The sequence below is a fragment of the Umezawaea endophytica genome (genome assembly GCF_025061645.1).
GTDB lineage: Bacteria > Actinomycetota > Actinomycetes > Mycobacteriales > Pseudonocardiaceae > Umezawaea > Umezawaea endophytica.
This window is the reverse complement of the sequence record NZ_JANYMP010000010.1, coordinates 269,530-285,809: the sequence shown is the minus strand read 5'-3', so window position 1 is coordinate 285,809 and position 16,280 is coordinate 269,530. Positions and strand designations below refer to the sequence as shown.

13 protein-coding genes are annotated in these 16,280 nt (G+C 72.9%); 12 read left to right on the top strand and 1 reads right to left on the bottom strand.

Going from position 1 to position 16,280, the window contains the following annotated elements; all coding sequences use genetic code 11:
- Positions 1 to 55 precede the first annotated feature (55 nt).
- The 12 genes from NZH93_RS22275 to NZH93_RS50760 all read left to right on the top strand — a co-directional run bounded on the left by NZH93_RS22275 (position 56) and on the right by NZH93_RS50760 (position 12,215).
- The gene (locus NZH93_RS22275) at positions 56 to 607 is read left to right on the top strand and encodes a GNAT family N-acetyltransferase (RefSeq protein WP_259625091.1); all 552 of its coding nucleotides are present in this window, start codon (positions 56 to 58) and stop codon (positions 605 to 607) included.
- Between the two features lie 80 nt (positions 608 to 687).
- Positions 688 to 1,269 carry a pyridoxamine 5'-phosphate oxidase family protein gene (locus tag NZH93_RS22270; protein WP_259625090.1) on the top strand — a complete coding sequence of 194 codons (582 nt, stop codon included), beginning with the start codon at positions 688 to 690 and terminating at the stop codon, positions 1,267 to 1,269.
- Positions 1,269 to 1,826, top strand: coding sequence for a riboflavin biosynthesis intermediates N-glycosidase (gene ybiA / locus NZH93_RS22265; RefSeq protein ID WP_259625089.1), 558 nt, complete (start codon positions 1,269 to 1,271; stop codon positions 1,824 to 1,826). Before NZH93_RS22270 ends, ybiA begins: the two co-directional genes overlap by 1 nt.
- Positions 1,827 to 2,038: 212 nt before the next feature.
- Positions 2,039 to 3,331, top strand: a complete 1,293-nt coding sequence (locus NZH93_RS22260) for a GlnX family signal transduction membrane protein (protein ID WP_259625088.1) — start codon at positions 2,039 to 2,041, stop codon at positions 3,329 to 3,331.
- Complete coding sequence (locus NZH93_RS22255; RefSeq protein ID WP_259625087.1) at positions 3,328 to 4,293, top strand: glutamate ABC transporter substrate-binding protein; 966 nt, start codon at positions 3,328 to 3,330, stop codon at positions 4,291 to 4,293. Before NZH93_RS22260 ends, NZH93_RS22255 begins: the two co-directional genes overlap by 4 nt.
- Before the next feature lie 6 nt (positions 4,294 to 4,299).
- Positions 4,300 to 5,082, top strand: coding sequence for a hypothetical protein (locus NZH93_RS22250; protein ID WP_259625086.1), 783 nt, complete (start codon positions 4,300 to 4,302; stop codon positions 5,080 to 5,082).
- Positions 5,079 to 7,472, top strand: coding sequence for a serine/threonine-protein kinase (locus NZH93_RS22245; protein WP_259625085.1), 2,394 nt, complete (start codon positions 5,079 to 5,081; stop codon positions 7,470 to 7,472). Before NZH93_RS22250 ends, NZH93_RS22245 begins: the two co-directional genes overlap by 4 nt.
- A 2-nt stretch (positions 7,473 to 7,474) precedes the next feature.
- Positions 7,475 to 8,455: a PP2C family protein-serine/threonine phosphatase gene (locus NZH93_RS22240; protein WP_259625084.1), complete on the top strand. Its 981-nt coding sequence runs from the start codon at positions 7,475 to 7,477 to the stop codon at positions 8,453 to 8,455.
- Entirely contained in the window at positions 8,445 to 9,725 is a 1,281-nt protein-coding gene (locus tag NZH93_RS22235) for a vWA domain-containing protein (protein WP_259625083.1), read from the top strand. The genes NZH93_RS22240 and NZH93_RS22235 overlap by 11 nt, the downstream gene beginning before the upstream one ends.
- Positions 9,725 to 10,354, top strand: coding sequence for an FHA domain-containing protein (locus NZH93_RS22230; RefSeq protein WP_259625082.1), 630 nt, complete (start codon positions 9,725 to 9,727; stop codon positions 10,352 to 10,354). Before NZH93_RS22235 ends, NZH93_RS22230 begins: the two co-directional genes overlap by 1 nt.
- Before the next feature lie 32 nt (positions 10,355 to 10,386).
- Positions 10,387 to 11,376, top strand: a complete 990-nt coding sequence (locus tag NZH93_RS22225) for a methyltransferase (protein ID WP_443742658.1) — start codon at positions 10,387 to 10,389, stop codon at positions 11,374 to 11,376.
- Positions 11,373 to 12,215: an AAA family ATPase gene (locus tag NZH93_RS50760; protein ID WP_259625081.1), complete on the top strand. Its 843-nt coding sequence runs from the start codon at positions 11,373 to 11,375 to the stop codon at positions 12,213 to 12,215. The genes NZH93_RS22225 and NZH93_RS50760 overlap by 4 nt, the downstream gene beginning before the upstream one ends.
- Positions 12,216 to 12,240: 25 nt before the next feature.
- Here the strand turns inward: NZH93_RS50760 and hrpA are convergent, their stop codons facing one another.
- The gene (hrpA, locus tag NZH93_RS22215) at positions 12,241 to 16,170 is read right to left on the bottom strand and encodes an ATP-dependent RNA helicase HrpA (protein ID WP_259625080.1); all 3,930 of its coding nucleotides are present in this window, start codon (positions 16,168 to 16,170) and stop codon (positions 12,241 to 12,243) included.
- Positions 16,171 to 16,280: the final 110 nt, after the last annotated feature.

Genomic DNA, 16,280 nt, shown 5'->3' with positions numbered 1-16,280 from the left:
GGTGCAGCACCCTAGGGCACTGCGCCGAGGCGGCCCGATGGGTCAGGATCTCCCCATGGCACCCGTGATCGAACCGGTGGAACTGGCCGTCGGCGGCCTGCTGCTGCGGCCACCCGACGCGAGCGAGGCGCGGGACGCGCTGGCGATGGTGCTGGACCCGGACACGGTCCGCTGGAACCCGGTGTCCTCGGTGGTGGACCTGCCCTCCGCGCGCGAGTGGTGCGAGCGGATGGCGGACTGGACCGACGGCGAGCACGCCACGTTCTCGGTGGTCGGCGCGGACACCGGGCGGCTGCTGGGCACCGTGTCGCTGCACAAGGTCGACCCCGAGCAGGGGTGCGCGGAGATGGGCTACCGGGTCGCCCCGTGGGCCCGCGGGCGTGGGGTCGCCACCACGGCGGTGCGGGCGGTGACCGAGTGGGCGTTCGCGCGGGTCGGCCTGCACCGGGTGCAGCTCTACCACGCGGTGGCCAACGAGGCGTCGTGCCGCGTGGCGGTGAGGGCGGGCTACCTGATCGAGGGGACGCTGCGGTCGGCGGCCGTGTACGGCGACGGTGTGCGTTACGACGAGCACCTGCACGGACGGCTGGCGCGCGACGACCGGTGAGCGCCCCCGAGCACGCCGAGTATGTCCACGGTGTGGAAAAAGCGGGTATCGGGAACGGGTGCGCGGCCCATAATCGGGGTATGGGAAAGGTCTACGACCGGATCGACGGCAGGCTCCGGGACTTCATCGACGCGCAGCCGATCTTCTTCACCGGCACGGCGCCGCTGGCCGGGGACGGGTTCGTCAACGTCTCCCCCAAGGGCCGGTCGGGGTCGCTGCGGGTGCTCGACGAGCGGACGGTGGCCTACCTGGACTTCGGCGGCAGCCACGCCGAAACCATCGCCCACCTGCGGGAGAACGGCCGCATCACGCTCATGTGGTGCGCGTTCACCGGGCCGCCGAACATCGTGCGGGTCCACGGCACCGGGGTGCCGGTGTTCCGCGACGACCCGCGCTTCGCGGAGCTGATCGGCGGGTTCGGCGACGCCGACGGGCCCGCGCTGCGGGCGATAGTCGTGGTGACGGCCGAGCAGATCAGCGACACCTGCGGGTTCGCGGTGCCGTTCATGGACTACCGCGAGGAGCGGACGCTGCACGCGGAGTACTTCGGCCGCAAGTCCGACGAGGAGTTCCGCGCCTACTGCGAGAGCAAGGACTTCAACGGCGTGAGCATGGACGGGCTGCCCGCCCTGCCGCTGCCGGTGCCGCCCAGGACGGCGTGATGGGCATCCGCGACCTCGACAGCGCCCGCCGCGCCGAGCACGGCGGCGTGCCGATGGCGTTCGTGTTCTTCTGGGGGCCGAAGTCCTCCGGCTCGTCGGGCGCGGAGTGCCTGAGCCAGTGGTACGAGTCGCCGTTCGACGTCGAGGGCACGACGTACGCGACCGCCGAGCACTTCATGATGGCGGGCAAGGCGCGGCTGTTCGGTGACGAGGAGGCCGCGCGGCGGGTGCTGGCCGCCCGCACGCCCGCGGAGGCGAAGAACATCGGCAGGCAGGTGCGCGGCTTCGACAGCGCCGTGTGGGACGCCCACCGGGTGGGGATCGTGGTGGCCGGGAACGTCGCGAAGTTCGGTTCGGACCCCGCCCTGCGGGACTACCTGCTGCGCACCGGCGAGCGGGTGCTGGTGGAGGCGAGCCCGCTGGACCGGATCTGGGGCATCGGGTTGCGCGGTGACGACGAGCGCGCGCTCACGCCGTCGACGTGGCGCGGCCTGAACCTGCTGGGGTTCGCGTTGATGACCGCCCGCGACGAACTCGCCCGCGACGACCCGCGCTGACCTCACTCGCCCGGCCGGGCGCGGGTCGCCTCCGCCGCCCGGCGGGCTGCCCGTTCGGGCGTTCCAGCGGGGTGAATCCGGAAATCTCCGGACCGGTGGGTCTGGTGGACCGCGCCCGCCCAGTGGATCATCACGTTTGGGCCCCACGGTGACCAGGCGGTATCTAGGCTTGTGGGACAGCCCTAGACCTGGTTCAGGCGGAAGGGGACCCGATGACTGCCGTGGTCACCGCGCCGACCTCGCAACGGGTCACCGGGCTGGTCAAGAGCACGCCGGGGCGGCTGAGCCTGATCGCGTTGCTGCTGGTCGCGGTCACCCTGCTGGCGGGGGTCCTCACCGGATGGGGTGTGCAGACCCGGTCGGCCGCGCTGGAGGAGCTGGCGACCCGCAGCGAGCCGTTGAGCTTCGCCGCCCAGGAGGTCTACCGGGCGATGGCCGACGCGGACGCCACGGCGTCGGCCGCGTTCCTCTCCGGCGGGGTCGAGTCGCCGGAGCTGCGGTCCCGCTACGAGGCGGACATCGCGAAGGCCGCCGCGGCGCTGTCGACCGCGACCGGGGAGATCTCCCGCTCCCCCGAGGTCGGCGCCGCCCTGTCGACGCTGTCCGGCAGGCTCCCCGTGTACACCGGGCTCGTCGAGACCGCCCGCACCCACAACCGGCAGGGCAACCCCGTCGGCGCCGCCTACCTGCGCGAGGCGTCCAGCCTGATGCGCGCCCAGCTCCTGCCCGCCGCCCAGGACCTCTACCGCGCCGAGACGGCGAACGTGGTGCGCGACCAGGACAGCGCGGGCGGCGGCCCGTGGACGGAACTGCTGCTCGGCGTGGTCGCGCTCGCCGCGCTGGGCCTCGCGCAGCGCTACGTGACCCGCCGCACCAACCGGGTGTTCAACATCGGTCTGCTCGTCGCCACCGGCCTGGTCCTGGTGTCGCTGCTGTGGGTGAGCGTGGCCAGCGTCGTGGTGGCGAGCACCGTGCACGACAGCCGCAAGAACGGCTCCACCCAGGTCGACGTGCTGGCGCGCGCCCGCATCGCGACCCTGACCGCCCGCGGCGACGAGACGTTGACGCTGGTGGCGCGCGGCAGCGGCGCGGCCTACGAGAAGCGCTACGGCGAGGTCGTGAAGGACCTGGGCGACCTGCTCACCCGCGCCGGGTCCCTGTCGACCGAACCCGAGGTGCACTCCGCCGTCGACTCCGCGACGAAGAACTTCCAGGCCTGGCAGGAAGCGCACCAGCGGATCAGGCAGGCCGACGACAGCGGCGACTACACCACCGCCCTGGCCGCCGCGATCGGCGCCGACCAGGGCGGGGCGGCCGCGGCGTTCGACAACCTCGACCGCGACCTGGTCACCGCGATCACCCACGCCCGCACGGCGTTCACCGGGTCGGTGGCGACCGCGCGCGGCGCCCTGACCGGCACGGTCGCGGTGGTGGCGCTGCTCGCGCTGGGCGCGGCAACGGCGTCGGTGATGGGCGTGTGGCAACGGCTGAAGGAGTACCGGTGAAACGCCTCCTGCTGGTCCTGCTGCTGGTCACCGCCGCGTGCGCGCCGGTGCCGAGTTCGGCGCCCGACATCACCGTCGGGTCGGTCGGCGCGCCGGTGCCGGGCGACGCCGCCGAGGTGAGCGCGCCGCCCAGCAGCGGCGCGGCGGTCCCGGCGTGCGACGCGACCGCGAGCCTGCGCCCCGACGGCGCGCTGCCCACGCCGGGGGCGATGCCCACCGGGTCCACGATGGAGAGGATCGCGGCGCGGGGCAGGCTCATCGCGGGCGTGGACCAGAACACCTACCTGATGGGGTTCCGCAACCCCGGTACCGGCGCGATCGAGGGGTTCGACGTCGACATGGCGCGCGAGATCGCGAAGGCGCTGTTCGGGGACCCGAACCGGATCCAGTTCAAGGTGCTGACCTCCGAGCAGCGGATCCCGGCGCTGGAGCAGGGCGAGGTCGACGTCGTGGTGCGGACGATGACGATCAACTGCGAGCGGGCGCAGAAGGTCGCGTTCTCCTCGGTGTACTACCAGGCCGGGCAGCGGGTGCTGGCCTCGCGCGGGTCGGGCATCACCGGCCCGGACTCGCTCGGCGGCCGCAAGGTGTGCGCCACCAAGGGCTCCAGTTCGCTGGCCAACGTCGCGAACATCGCGGCCAAGCCGGTCGTGGTGTCGGTGGCGAACTGGACGGACTGCCTGGTGATGCTCCAGCAGGGGCAGGTGGACGCGGTGTCGACCGACGACACGATCCTGGCCGGGCTGGCCGCGCAGGACCCGTACACCGAGATGGTCGGCCCGCAGTTCACCCAGGAGCCGTACGGGATGGGCATCCCCAAGGCGAACGAGGACTTCGTCCGGTTCGTCAACGGGGTCCTGGAGCGCATCCGCGACGACGGCACCTGGTCGACGATCCACCAGCGGTGGCTGGGCGTGCTCGACCGCAACGCCACCCCGCCCGCGGCGAAGTACCGGGACTGAGCGGCGATGGACCGCGACGACGTGGACGAGGTGCTGGCGGTGCGGGGCGCGGAGAGCGACCGGATCGCCCAGTCGCTGCTGGCCATGGACGACCACCCCGGCCACGACCTGCTCGACTCCGCCGAGCGCGAGGCCGTGGCGGCGCTGTGGGCGCAGTTCGAGGCCTACCGGCGGGTCCTCCAGGAGGCGCGCGACGTGCGGGACCGCGCCGAACGGCCGACCCCGGCGGACCTGGCCGTCCTGGAGGCGCTGCTGACCGGCCCGGCCGTGGAGCTGGACCGCCGCTCGGTGCCGCTGGCCCGACGCGGCCTGACCGGGCCCGCGGTGATCGCGGACCGGGTGGCGCTCGACGAACTGGTCACGCGGATGCGCACCGGCTACGCCGACGTCGTGGACACCCTCGCCGCGGCGGTGGCCCGGCACGCCGCGGCCGAGGCCGAGCTGCGGGAGCTGGTGCCGGTGCGGGCGGAGGCGCACCGGCTGCGGGCGCTGGTGCGGGAGAAGATCGCGGTCGGCGACCTGCCCGCGGTGCCGGACACCCTGGCCGGGTGCCGGGCGCTGGTGGCGAACCTGGCCGGACTGCTGGAGCGACGCACGGAGCTGCGGGGACGGCTGGAGGCCTACCGGGCGAAGGCGACCGGCCTGGGGCACGCCGAGAACGCCGCCCTGTCCGTGCTGCACCGCGCGGCCCACGACGTCCTGTTCACCGCGCCGTGCGACCTGCCGGAGGCGACCCGCGCGGTCGGCCGCTACCAGCGGGCCGTGCTCGACCTGGCGGAGGCAAGATGAGCGCGTGCGCACGACCGGGGTGCGGCGGGGGCATCGACCCCGACGGGTTCTGCGACCGGTGCGGGCTGGAGTCGCCGGTGCCCGCCGTCACGACCACGAGCGGCCCGTTCACCACGACCCGCCCCCCTGCCCCGGATCCGGGGACCGACTCCGGCACCAGCGGCTCGGTGAGCACGCACGGCGGCACGCAGGGGTCGGTGAGCACGCAGGGGCAGGGCACGGGCCCGTTCACCGGGCCGTCGACCGGTCCGGGCACCGCCCCGTGGACGAGCAGCGTGAGCCCGTCCGGTCGCAGCCGCCGCGCGTCGACCCGGTCCACCGCCCGCGGCAGGCTCGGCGCCGGGCTGGTGGAGGTGCCGCGCGTGCCCTACCGGGACCCGAAGTCCGCGGTGCTCGCCAACCCCGAGGTGCCCGAGGCGAAGCGGTTCTGCAGCGCGTGCGGCAAGGAGGTCGGCCGCAGCCGCGAGGGCAGGCCGGGCCGGGTGGAGGGGTTCTGCCCGCAGTGCGGCCACCACTACTCCTACACGCCGAAGCTGGAGCCGGGCGAGGTGCTGCACGGCCAGTACGAGGTGCTCGGCTGCCTCGCGCACGGCGGGCTGGGCTGGATCTACCTGGCGCTCGACCACGCCGTGAGCGACCGGTGGGTGGTGCTCAAGGGCCTGCTGGACTCCGGTGACGCCGACGCGATGGCCGCGGCGATGGCCGAGCGCCGGTTCCTCGCGGAGGTCGAGCACCCGAACATCGTCAAGATCCACAACTTCGTGCAGCACGCGGACCGCGCGACCGGCGACCTCGTGGACTACATCGTCATGGAGTACGTCGGCGGCCGGTCGGTCAAGGACATGATCAAGGAGCTGCGCGGTCAGGGCGGCGGCACGGAGTCGCTGCCGCTGGCGCAGGCCATCGCCTACGCGCTGGAGGTCCTGCCCGCGCTGGGCTACCTGCACGGCGTCGGCCTGCTGTACTGCGACTTCAAACCGGACAACGTGATCCAGACCGAGGAGCAGCTCAAGCTGATCGACCTGGGCGCGGTGCGGCGCATCGGCGACAACCGCAGCGCCATCTACGGCACGATCGGCTACCAGGCCCCGGAGATCGGCACGATCGGCCCGTCGGTGGCCTCCGACCTGTACACCGTGGGCCGGGCGCTCGCGGTGATGAGCTTCTCCTTCGACTTCCGCCGCAAGTTCAAGGGCAGTCTGCCGAGCCCGACCGTGGAGCCGCTGCTGGCCCGGTTCGAGTCCTACCGGCGGTTCCTGCACCGCGCGACCGACCCGAACCCGGAGCTGCGGTTCACCTCCGCGGAGGAGATGGCCGAGCAGCTCACCGGCGTGCTGCGCGAGGTCCTCGCCGCCGAGGACGGCGACCCCCGTCCGGGTCTGTCGCGGCAGTTCACGCCGGAGCGCCGCTGCTTTGGCGCGGAGCACGACCCGGACCTGCCCACGGCCGCCGCGGCGCTGCCGGTGCCGCAGGTCGACGCCACCGACCCGGCCGCCGGGTTCCTGGCCACCGCCACCACCGGCGAGGCCGTCGAGCGGATCGCCGCGCTGCGGGCCGCGCCGGTGACCACCGCCGAGGTCCGGCTGCAACTGGTGCGGGCGCTGATCGACGCCGGGCAGTCCGAGGAGGCCACCCGTGAGCTCTACGGGTTGACCGCGACGTCGATGTTCGACCCGGACGACCCGTCGCTGGTGGACTCCGACGACTGGCGGCCCGTCTGGTACCGGGGGCTCGCGGCGCTGGTCGAGGGCAGCCCGGCCGACGCGCGGGCGGCGTTCGAGGCGGTGTACGACGTGCTGCCGGGCGAGGCCGCGCCGAAGCTGGCCATCGCGCTGTGCGCGGAGGCGACCGGCAACCCCGACGAGGCCGCGCACTACTACGAGCTGGTGTGGCGCACCGACCGCTCCTACGTGTCCGCCGCGTTCGGCCTGGCCCGCGTGCTGCTGGCCGCGGGGACGCGGGACCGGGCCGTGGCGGTGCTGCACACCGTCCCGGAGACCTCCAGCCACCACGTGGCCGCGCAGGTGTCCGCGATCCGGGCGCAGACCGACAAGGCGCACCACGGCGCGGGCGGCGACCCGGCGATCACGTCGATCGAGGGCGCGGCGGAGCGGCTGGCGGCGTTGGAGCTGGACGTGGCCCGCCGCGCCCGGTTGAGCGTCGAGGTCCTCCAGGCCGCGTTCGACTGGCTCGCCGCAGGCGGAGGTGGTGGTGGCGCGACGTCGGTCAACGGGCACGGGGAGCTGCTGGGGTGCGAATTGACGGACCGGGGTCTGAGGCTTGGTTTGGAGCGCCACTACCGGACCCTCGCGCGGCTCGCCGACACGCCAGAGGAACGCTTCGCCCTGGTGGACCGGGCCAACGCCGTGCGACCCCGGACCCTGGTGTGACCATGACCAACTGCCCCGAGTGCGACGCCCCCGTCGGCGCCAAGGACCGGTTCTGCGAGGAGTGCGGCCGCAACCTGCTGGTGCGCGCCACCCCGGTCGGCGGCCCGGACGGGTCCGCGGCGGCGCAGTGCGCGTGCGGCAGCGAGGACATCGACGACGACGGCTTCTGCGAGCAGTGCGGCCGGTCCCAGCCGGTCGGGCGGGACCGGATGGAGTTCGTGCTGCCCACGATCGCCGGGATCAGCGACCGGGGCAGGCGCCGGGCCCGCAACGAGGACTCCATGGCGTTCGGCCACGTCCACGCCCGCGGGGTCGCGGCGATCGTGTGCGACGGCGTCGCGTCCTCCGAGCGGTCCGACGAGGCGTCGCAGGCCGCCGTGGACGCCGCCAACGCCGTCCTGGTCGACGCGCTGGTCGAAGGCTCCGACCCGGAGCGGGCGACCGTGCTGGCGGTCGCGTCGGCCAACCGCGCGGCCGGTGAGCTGGCCCGCCCCGAGGCCCAGGACGTGGCGCCGTCGTGCACGTACGTGTCGGCGATGCGCACCGACAGCGGCGTCGTCGTCGGCTGGGTCGGCGACAGCCGCGCGTACTGGCTGGCCGACGACGGCGCGAAGACCCCGTCGCGGCGGCTCACGAAGGACGACACGTGGGCGGCGCAGCTCGTCGCCGACGGGGTCCTCACCGAGGCCGAAGCGGTCAACGACCGCCGCTCCCACGTGCTGTCGCGGTGGCTGGGCGGCGACTCCGGGCAGGTCAGCCCGCACGTGGTGACCGTCGTCCCGGAGGAGGGCGGGATCGTGCTGCTGTGCAGCGACGGCCTGTGGAACTACCTGCCCGAGGTCGAGGACCTCGACGCCGTCCGCCCCCGCGGCGCGGCCCCGCTGGAGATCGCGCGCGACCTGGTCGCCGCCGCGCTGCACGCGGGCGGGCACGACAACATCACCGTGGTCGTCATCGAGGTGGGGGTGGGGCGTGAGCGCTGAGTTCGCCGTGGAGGTCTTCCAGAACGAGTACCTGCCGGAGGGGGCGCGCGAGGTCGACGCGATCGTCACGGTGTCCGCGAGCGGGGTGTCCTCCGCACCCGTGTCCTCCGCCGACATCGCCCAGGTGATCATCGTCGACTGCTCCGGGTCGATGCGGTACCCGCCCGCGAAGCTCAACGCCGCCAAGCACGCCACCGTCACCGCCATCGACGCGCTGCGCGACGGCGTGTCGTTCGCGGTCATCGAGGGCACCGACACCGTCCGCATGGTCTACCCGCGCGAACAGGGCCTCGCCGTCGCGAGCACCCGCACCAAGCTCGAGGCCAAGCGGCTCGTGCGCGGCCTCACCGCCGACGGCGGCACCGCCATGGGCCGGTGGCTCGCGCTCGCCGACCGGGTACTGGCCCGCCACCGCGGCGGCCTCAAGCACGCGATCCTGCTCACCGACGGCCAGAACCAGCACGAGACACCCGCCCAGCTCTCCCGCACGCTCGCCTCGATCAGCGGCCACTTCACCTGCGACTGCCGAGGCGTGGGCACGGACTGGCAGGTCGAGGAGCTGCGCAAGGTCGCCGAGGCGATGCTCGGCACGGTCGACATCGTCGCCGACCCGCAGGGGCTGGCCGACGACTTCCGCGCCATGACCGCGACCGCGATGGGCAAGGCCGTCGGCGGGGTGTCGCTGCGGCTGTGGACACCGGAGGGCGCGGTGGTGAAATTCGTGAAGCAGGTGTCCCCCACCGTCCTGGACCTCACCGACCGGCGCACCGAGTCCGGGCCCCGCACCGGCGACTACCCGACCGGCGCGTGGGGCGGGGAGAGCCGCGACTACCACGTGTGCGTGCAGGTCAAGGCCGCCGGTGTGGGCGACAGGATGCTCGCGGGCCGGGTCAGCGTGCTCACCGCGGGCGGGGACGTCCTCGGGCAGGGCAAGGTGCTGGCGGTGTGGACCGACGACAGCGCCCTGTCCACGCGCATCAACCGCGAGGTCGCCCACTACACCGGGCAGGCGGAACTGGCGGAGGTCATCCAGGACGGCCTGGAGGCCCGCAAGTCCGGCGACGTCGAGACCGCCACGGCCAAACTCGGCCGCGCGGTGGCGCTCGCGGCGTCCTCGGGCAACACCGACACCGCGAAGCTGCTGGCCAAGGTCGTCGACGTCGTCGACCCGGTCACCGGCACGGTGAAGCTGCGGCCCGGGGTGGAGGACGCCGACGAGATGACGCTGGACACCCGCTCGACGGTCACCAAGAGGGTCGGGAAACCCTGATGCCGACCTGCCCCGCGGGCCACGACACCACCACCGACGACTACTGCGACGTCTGCGGCGCGCCGCTGGCCACCGACACCTCACCGGGGGAACCGGCCGCCGTCGCCGCTCCCGTCGCCACCCGGATCTGCGCGGCGTGCGGCACCCCGCAGGTCGGCCGCTTCTGCGAGGAGTGCGGCCACGACTCCCTCGACACCGCCGCCCCGGCCCCGCCGGCGGCGACTCCACGTGCGTGGCACGCCGTCGTCACCGCCGACCGCGCCTACTTCGACCGGGTCGTCGCCGCGGGCGGCCCGGACTCCGCCGCCGTCGAGTTCCCGCTCTACTGCCCCGAACGGCGCTTCGTCCTGCACGACGACCGGATCAGCATCGGCCGCCGCAGCCGCTCGCGCGGCATCTTCCCCGACATCGACCTCATCGGCCCACCCGAGGACCTCGGCGTCTCCGCCAGCCACGCGATGCTCGTGCGGACCGGCGGCACGTGGGCCGTGGTGGACCTGGACTCCACCAACGGCACCACCGTCAACGACACCGACCGCGCCCTGCCACCCCACGACCCCCACCCGCTCACCGACGGCGACCGCGTCCACCTGGGCGCGTGGACCACCCTCACCATCCGGCTGGCGTGAACCGGTCGGCGGGGGTCGCTAGGTTCGGGGTCGTGGACCCAGCACCGTCGATCCTCGCCCTGGCCGGCCTCGCCACCCCGATGGCCATCCGCGTGGCCGCGACGCTCGACCTCGCGGACCACGCCGGACCCAAGGGGGCGACGGCCGAGCACCTCGCGTCCGAGACCGGCACGAACGCCCCCGCCCTGACCTGCCTGCTCGACCACCTCGTCGCCGTCGGCGTCTTCACCCTCGCCGACGGCCGCTACCGCCCCACCGCCCTGGGCGCGCAACTGCGCGAGGACGCCCCGCAGGGCGTCAAACCCCTGCTCGACATCCACCGCGCGGGCGGCCGAGCCGAACTCGCCTTCGTCGACCTGCTCGGGACTATCACCACCGGCGCCCCCGCCTACCCCCACCGCTACGGCCGGGACTTCTGGACCGACCTCGACGCCGACCCCCACCTGCGGCGCTCCTTCGACGCCCAGATGAGGTGGCGGTTCCGGACGCAGGCGACGCAGATCGCCGAACGCTTCGACTGGAGCCGCTTCCCCGACGTCCTGGACGTCGGCGGCGGCACCGGAACCGTCCTCACGGCCATCCTGCACGCCCACCCCGACGTCCGCGGCCGCGTCCTGGACCTACCTCCCTCGGCCACCGCCGCCCGCGAGGCCCTCACCACCGCAGGCCTGGCCGACCGGGCGGACGCCATCCCCGGCAGCTTCTTCGACCCCCTGCCCACGGGCGCCGACGCCTACGTCCTGTCCGACGTCCTGCACGACTGGGACGACGACCACGCCCGCCGAATCCTGACCGGCTGCCGCCGAGCCGCCGCGCCCCACGGCGTCGTGGTGGTGATCGAACCGGTGCGCGGCCACGGCGCGGACACCGCGATCGACCTGTTCATGCTGATGTGCTTCAACGGCCGCGAACGATCACTCGCCGAACTGACCGCGCTCGCCACCGGCAGCGGCCTCGCCCTGCGCGCCACCAGCAGGGTGGCCGAGGGCAGGACCGCCCTGGAGTTCGGCGTCTCCCCGTGACCGACGCCCTGTCGGAGACCGCGCGCGCCGCCCTCGACACCGAGCCGCTGACGGCCCGGACGCTCGCGGCGGCCGTGCCGCTCGACCTCGATCCGGACGTAGGCGACACCCCGCTCGACCGGACCGCGCTGCTGGAGGCCGCCCGCCTCGAAGCGCTCCGCCACGGCCGCGGCCTCGTGCTCCCCGAACACCTGCTCCTGGCCTGCGTGCGGCTCACCGGCGGTGACCTCGCCGCGGCCCGTGAACGGCTCCAGACGCTCACGGCACGGCGGGCGCTCGCCGACTACGAGGCCCTGCGGCCGGTGGACCCGGCCGACCGGCCCACGGCGGTGCTGGTGGCCGGGCTGCCCGGCTGCGGCAAGTCCACGCTCGCCGAGTCGCTGGCACGGCGGCTGCGGGCCCCGGTGTTCTCGATGGACTGGCAGTTGGGAGCCCTGGTGCCGTTCGGGCTGCTCCGGCCCGACAACACGACAGCCGTGGCCGAGGTGCAGATGACCGCCGCGGCCGCCGGCCAACTCCGGTTGGGCCTGTCGGTGGTCCTCGACGCCACCGGCCACCGCCGCGAGACCCGCGACCGGTGGCGGGCGCTCACCGAGAACCTGGGTGGCGTGTTCGTCGGCGTGGAGTGCGTGTGCACCGACGACGCGCTCCTGCGCCGGCGGGTCGACGACCGGGCCAGGGGCATCCCCGGTTGGCCCGCCACCGTGACGTGGGAGCACGTCGGGCGGATGCGGCGGCTCTGGGAGCCGTGGACCGAGCCGCACCTGCTGGTCGACTCCGCCACCGATTCCCCCGAGATCGCGGTGCGGCGGGTGCTGGACGCCATTCCCGCGCCCTGACGGCGTCAAGGCGCGGGAATCCGCTCTAGGGCAGCACCACCGCGTCCAACGCCTTGTGGATCCGCTTGTCCGACACCGAGTACCGGGTGCCGATGGTCTGCGCGAAGTAGCTCAACCGCAGCTCCTCGATCATCCACCGCACCTCGTCGAGCGCCTCGTTCGGCTCGTCGGACGGCACCTGGGCCCGCAGCTCCCGGTACTCCCCGTGCACCTGGTGCACGCGGTCCATCCACTCCCGGTCGCGCGCCGCGTTCTCGACCAGCTTCTCCAGCCGCCGCTCGATCCCGCGCAGGTACCGGGTCACGTCCGCGAGCCGACCCGCACCCACCCCCGTGACGAAACCGGGGTGCACCAGCCCCGCGAGCTGCGCCTTCACATCGGCCACCGCGGGCCCGAACACCGGGGCCTTCACCCCCGCGAGCCGCAGTTCCACGTCGTGCGCGGCGACCAGCACCTTGCGCACGTCGCCGACGACGTCGAACACCGCCGCGTTCAGGTTCGTCCGGACGTGCTTGAGCAGCCGCTCGTACCCGGCCTCGGTCCACGCGGGCCCACCCGCCTCCGTCATCAACCGGTCCACCGCCGCGGAGATGCAGTCCGCGAGCAGCGCCGCGACCCCGCCGTGGGGGTTGCGGGTCAGCGCGAGCTTCGCCGCGTTGTCCAGGGTCCGCTGCAACACCTTCACCGGCGACGGCACCGCCAGCAGCAACAGCCGCCGGGTACCGCGCCACATCGCCATCGCCTGCCGACCAGGGGTGTCGACCACCCGGATCGCCACCGTCGCGCCCTCGTCCACCAGCGTCGGGTACGCCGTCACGACGATCCCGGACTGGCGCTGCTCCATCGTCCTGGGCAGCTTGCCGAAGCTCCACGACGTGAGCCCGGACTTCTCCACGTCCACCGCCGCGGCGGTCAACGTCGCCCGGACCTCCTTGACGAGCTGCTTCTTGAGCACCCCCAGGTCCTTGCCCAGCGCCAGCTCGCGGTTGTTCTCGTCCACCACCCGGTAGGTCAGCTTCAGGTGGTCCGGCACCTGGTCGAGCTGCCACGCCTCCCGCGGCACCACGACCCCCGTCAACGCCCGCAGCTCCCGCTCCAACGCCGTGAGCAGCGGATCGTCGGTCGAGATCCGCGACAGCACCGCCTTCGCCACGTCCGGCACCGGCACGAAGTTGCGCCGCACCGGCTTGGGCAGCGACCGGATCAACGCCACCACCAGGTCCAGCCGCAGACCGGGGATCTGCCACGAGAACGCCTCGTCGCCCAACGTCGTCAACGCGGGCAGCGGCAACTGCACCGTCACGCCGTCCGTGCCCGCGCCCGGCTCGAAGTGGTAGGACAGCGGCAGCGACAACCCGTTCTGCTGCCACGAGTCCGGGTAGGCCTGCTCGCTGACCTCCGCGCGCTCGTTGATCAGCATCGACTTCGTGAACGTCAGCAGCTCCGGCTGGGTGTGCCGGGTCTTCTTCCACCACGTGTCGAAGTGCCGCACCGACACCACCTCGGCCCCGACGCGCTGCTCGTAGAACTCGTAGAGCGTCTCGTCGTCCACGACGATGTCCCGCCGCCGAGCCCGGTTCTCCAACTCCTCCACCTCCGCCAGCAGCGCGCGGTTGGCGTGGAAGAACCTGTGGTGCGTGGTCCACTCGCCCTGCACCAGCGCGTGCCGGATGAACAGCTCCCGCGACAGCTCCGGGTCGATCCGCCCGTAGTTGACCTTGCGCGCGGCCACGACCGGCACCCCGTACAGCGTCACCTTCTCCAACGCCACCACCGACCCGCGCCTGGCCTCCCAGTGCGGCTCGCTGTAGTTGCGCTTCACCAGGTGCGGCGCCAACTGCTCGGCCCACTCCGGCTCGATCCGCGCCACGATCCGACCCCACAACCGCGAGGTCTCCACCAGCTCCGCCACCATCACCCACTGCGGCGGCTTCTTGAACAGCGCCGAACCGGGGAACACCGCGAACCGCGCCCCACGGGCACCCAGGTACTCCGTCGCCGCCCGCTTGCCGGGATCCTTCTTCGGCACGTCCTTCACACCGATGTGCGACAGCAGCCCCGACAGCAGCGACACGTGCACCCGCTGCGGCTCGGCCACCTCCTCGCCGACCGTGAGCCCCAGCGTCTTCGACACCTGCCGCAACTGCGAGTAGATGTCCTGCCACTCCCGCACCCGCAGGTAGTTCAGGAACTCCGACCGGCACATCCGCCGGAACTGGTTGGACGACAGCTCCTTCTGCTTGTCCTTCAGGTACGTCCACAGGTTCACGAACGACAGGAAGTCCGAGTTCGGGTCGGCGAACCGCGCGTGGTGCTCCGTCGCCACCTGCTGCTTGTCCTGCGGACGCTCCCGCGGGTCCTGGATGGACAACGCCGCCGCGATGATCATCACCTCGCGCACGCACCCGTTGCGGTCCGCCTCGATCACCATCCGCGCCAACCGCGGGTCCACCGGCAACTGCGCCAACTTCCGCCCCAACGGCGTCAGCCGCTTGCGCAGGTCCGTCTCCGCCGGGTCGATTGCCCCCAACTCGTGCAGCAACTGCACACCGTCGGCGATGTTGCGCGAATCCGGCCCGTCGATGAACGGGAACGCCGCGATGTCACCCAACCCGATCGACGTCATCTGCAGGATCACCGACGCCAGGTTCGTCCGCAGGATCTCCGGATCGGTGAACTCCGGCCGCGCCTCGAAGTCGTCCTCGGTGTACAGCCGGATGCAGATGCCCTCCGACACCCGACCACAACGACCCTTGCGCTGGTTCGCCGACGCCTGCGACACCGGCTCGATCGGCAACCGCTGCACCTTCAACCGGTGGCTGTACCGCGAGATCCGCGCCGTACCCGGATCGATCACGTACTTGATGCCCGGCACCGTCAACGACGTCTCCGCCACGTTCGTCGCCAACACCACCCGACGCCCCGAATGCGCCTGGAACACCCGGTGCTGCTCCGCGAACGACAACCGCGCGTACAACGGCAGGATCTCCGTGCCCCGCAACTCCAACGCCGTCAACGCCTCGGCGGTGTCCCGGATCTCCCGCTCACCCGACAGGAACACCAGGATGTCGCCCGGTCCCTCCGCCTGGAGCTCCACCACCGCCTCGGCGATGGCCGAGGTCTGGTCCCGGTCCGGGTCCACGAACTCGTCGTCCGGGTCCACGATCGGCCGGTACCGCACCTCCACCGGGTACGTCCGCCCCGACACCTCGATCACCGGCGCGTCGGAGAAGTGCCGCGAGAACCGCTGCGGGTCGATCGTCGCCGACGTGATGACCACCTTGAGGTCCGGACGGCGCGGCAGCAACTGCTTGAGGTAGCCGAGCAGGAAGTCCACGTTCAGGCTGCGCTCGTGCGCCTCGTCGATGATCAGCGTGTCGTAGCGGCTCAGGTTGCGGTCCGTCTGGATCTCCGCCAGCAGGATCCCGTCGGTCATCAACTTGACCAGCGTGTCCTCACCCGACTGGTCGCTGAACCGCACCTTGTAGCCCACCGCCGACCCCAGCGGCGTCCGCATCTCCTCGGCGACCCGCTCGGCCACCGTCCGCGCCGCCAGCCGACGCGGCTGCGTGTGCCCGATCTGCCCCCGCACCCCGCGACCCAGCTCCAGGCAGATCTTCGGCAACTGGGTCGTCTTGCCCGACCCCGTCTCACCCGCGACGATCACCACCTGGTGGTCGCGGATCAGCGCGAGGATCTCGTCCTTGTGCTTGCTGACCGGCAGCTCTTCGGGGTAGGAGATCTTCGGCACGCCCTCGCGCCGCAGCGCCAGCCGCAGCTCGGCGTCGTCGATCTCACCCGCGATCTCCGCGGCTATCGCGCGCGCGGACAGCGGGTCCTTCACCCTGCGGGCACCATCGAGACGGCGTTGCAGCCTGCGCTGGTCGCGAAGCATCAACTCGGGCAGGCGTTTGTGCAGGTCAGCAAGTGGCGACCCGGCGAGCGGCGTGTCCATACTGCGTCCAGGATAGGGCCCCGCCCGAACTGGAGCCCGCCATTAAAACCCCGGCACCCGCGACACCGCCCCCGGCGCCCACCCGCACGCGCCGATCACGCCCCCACCGA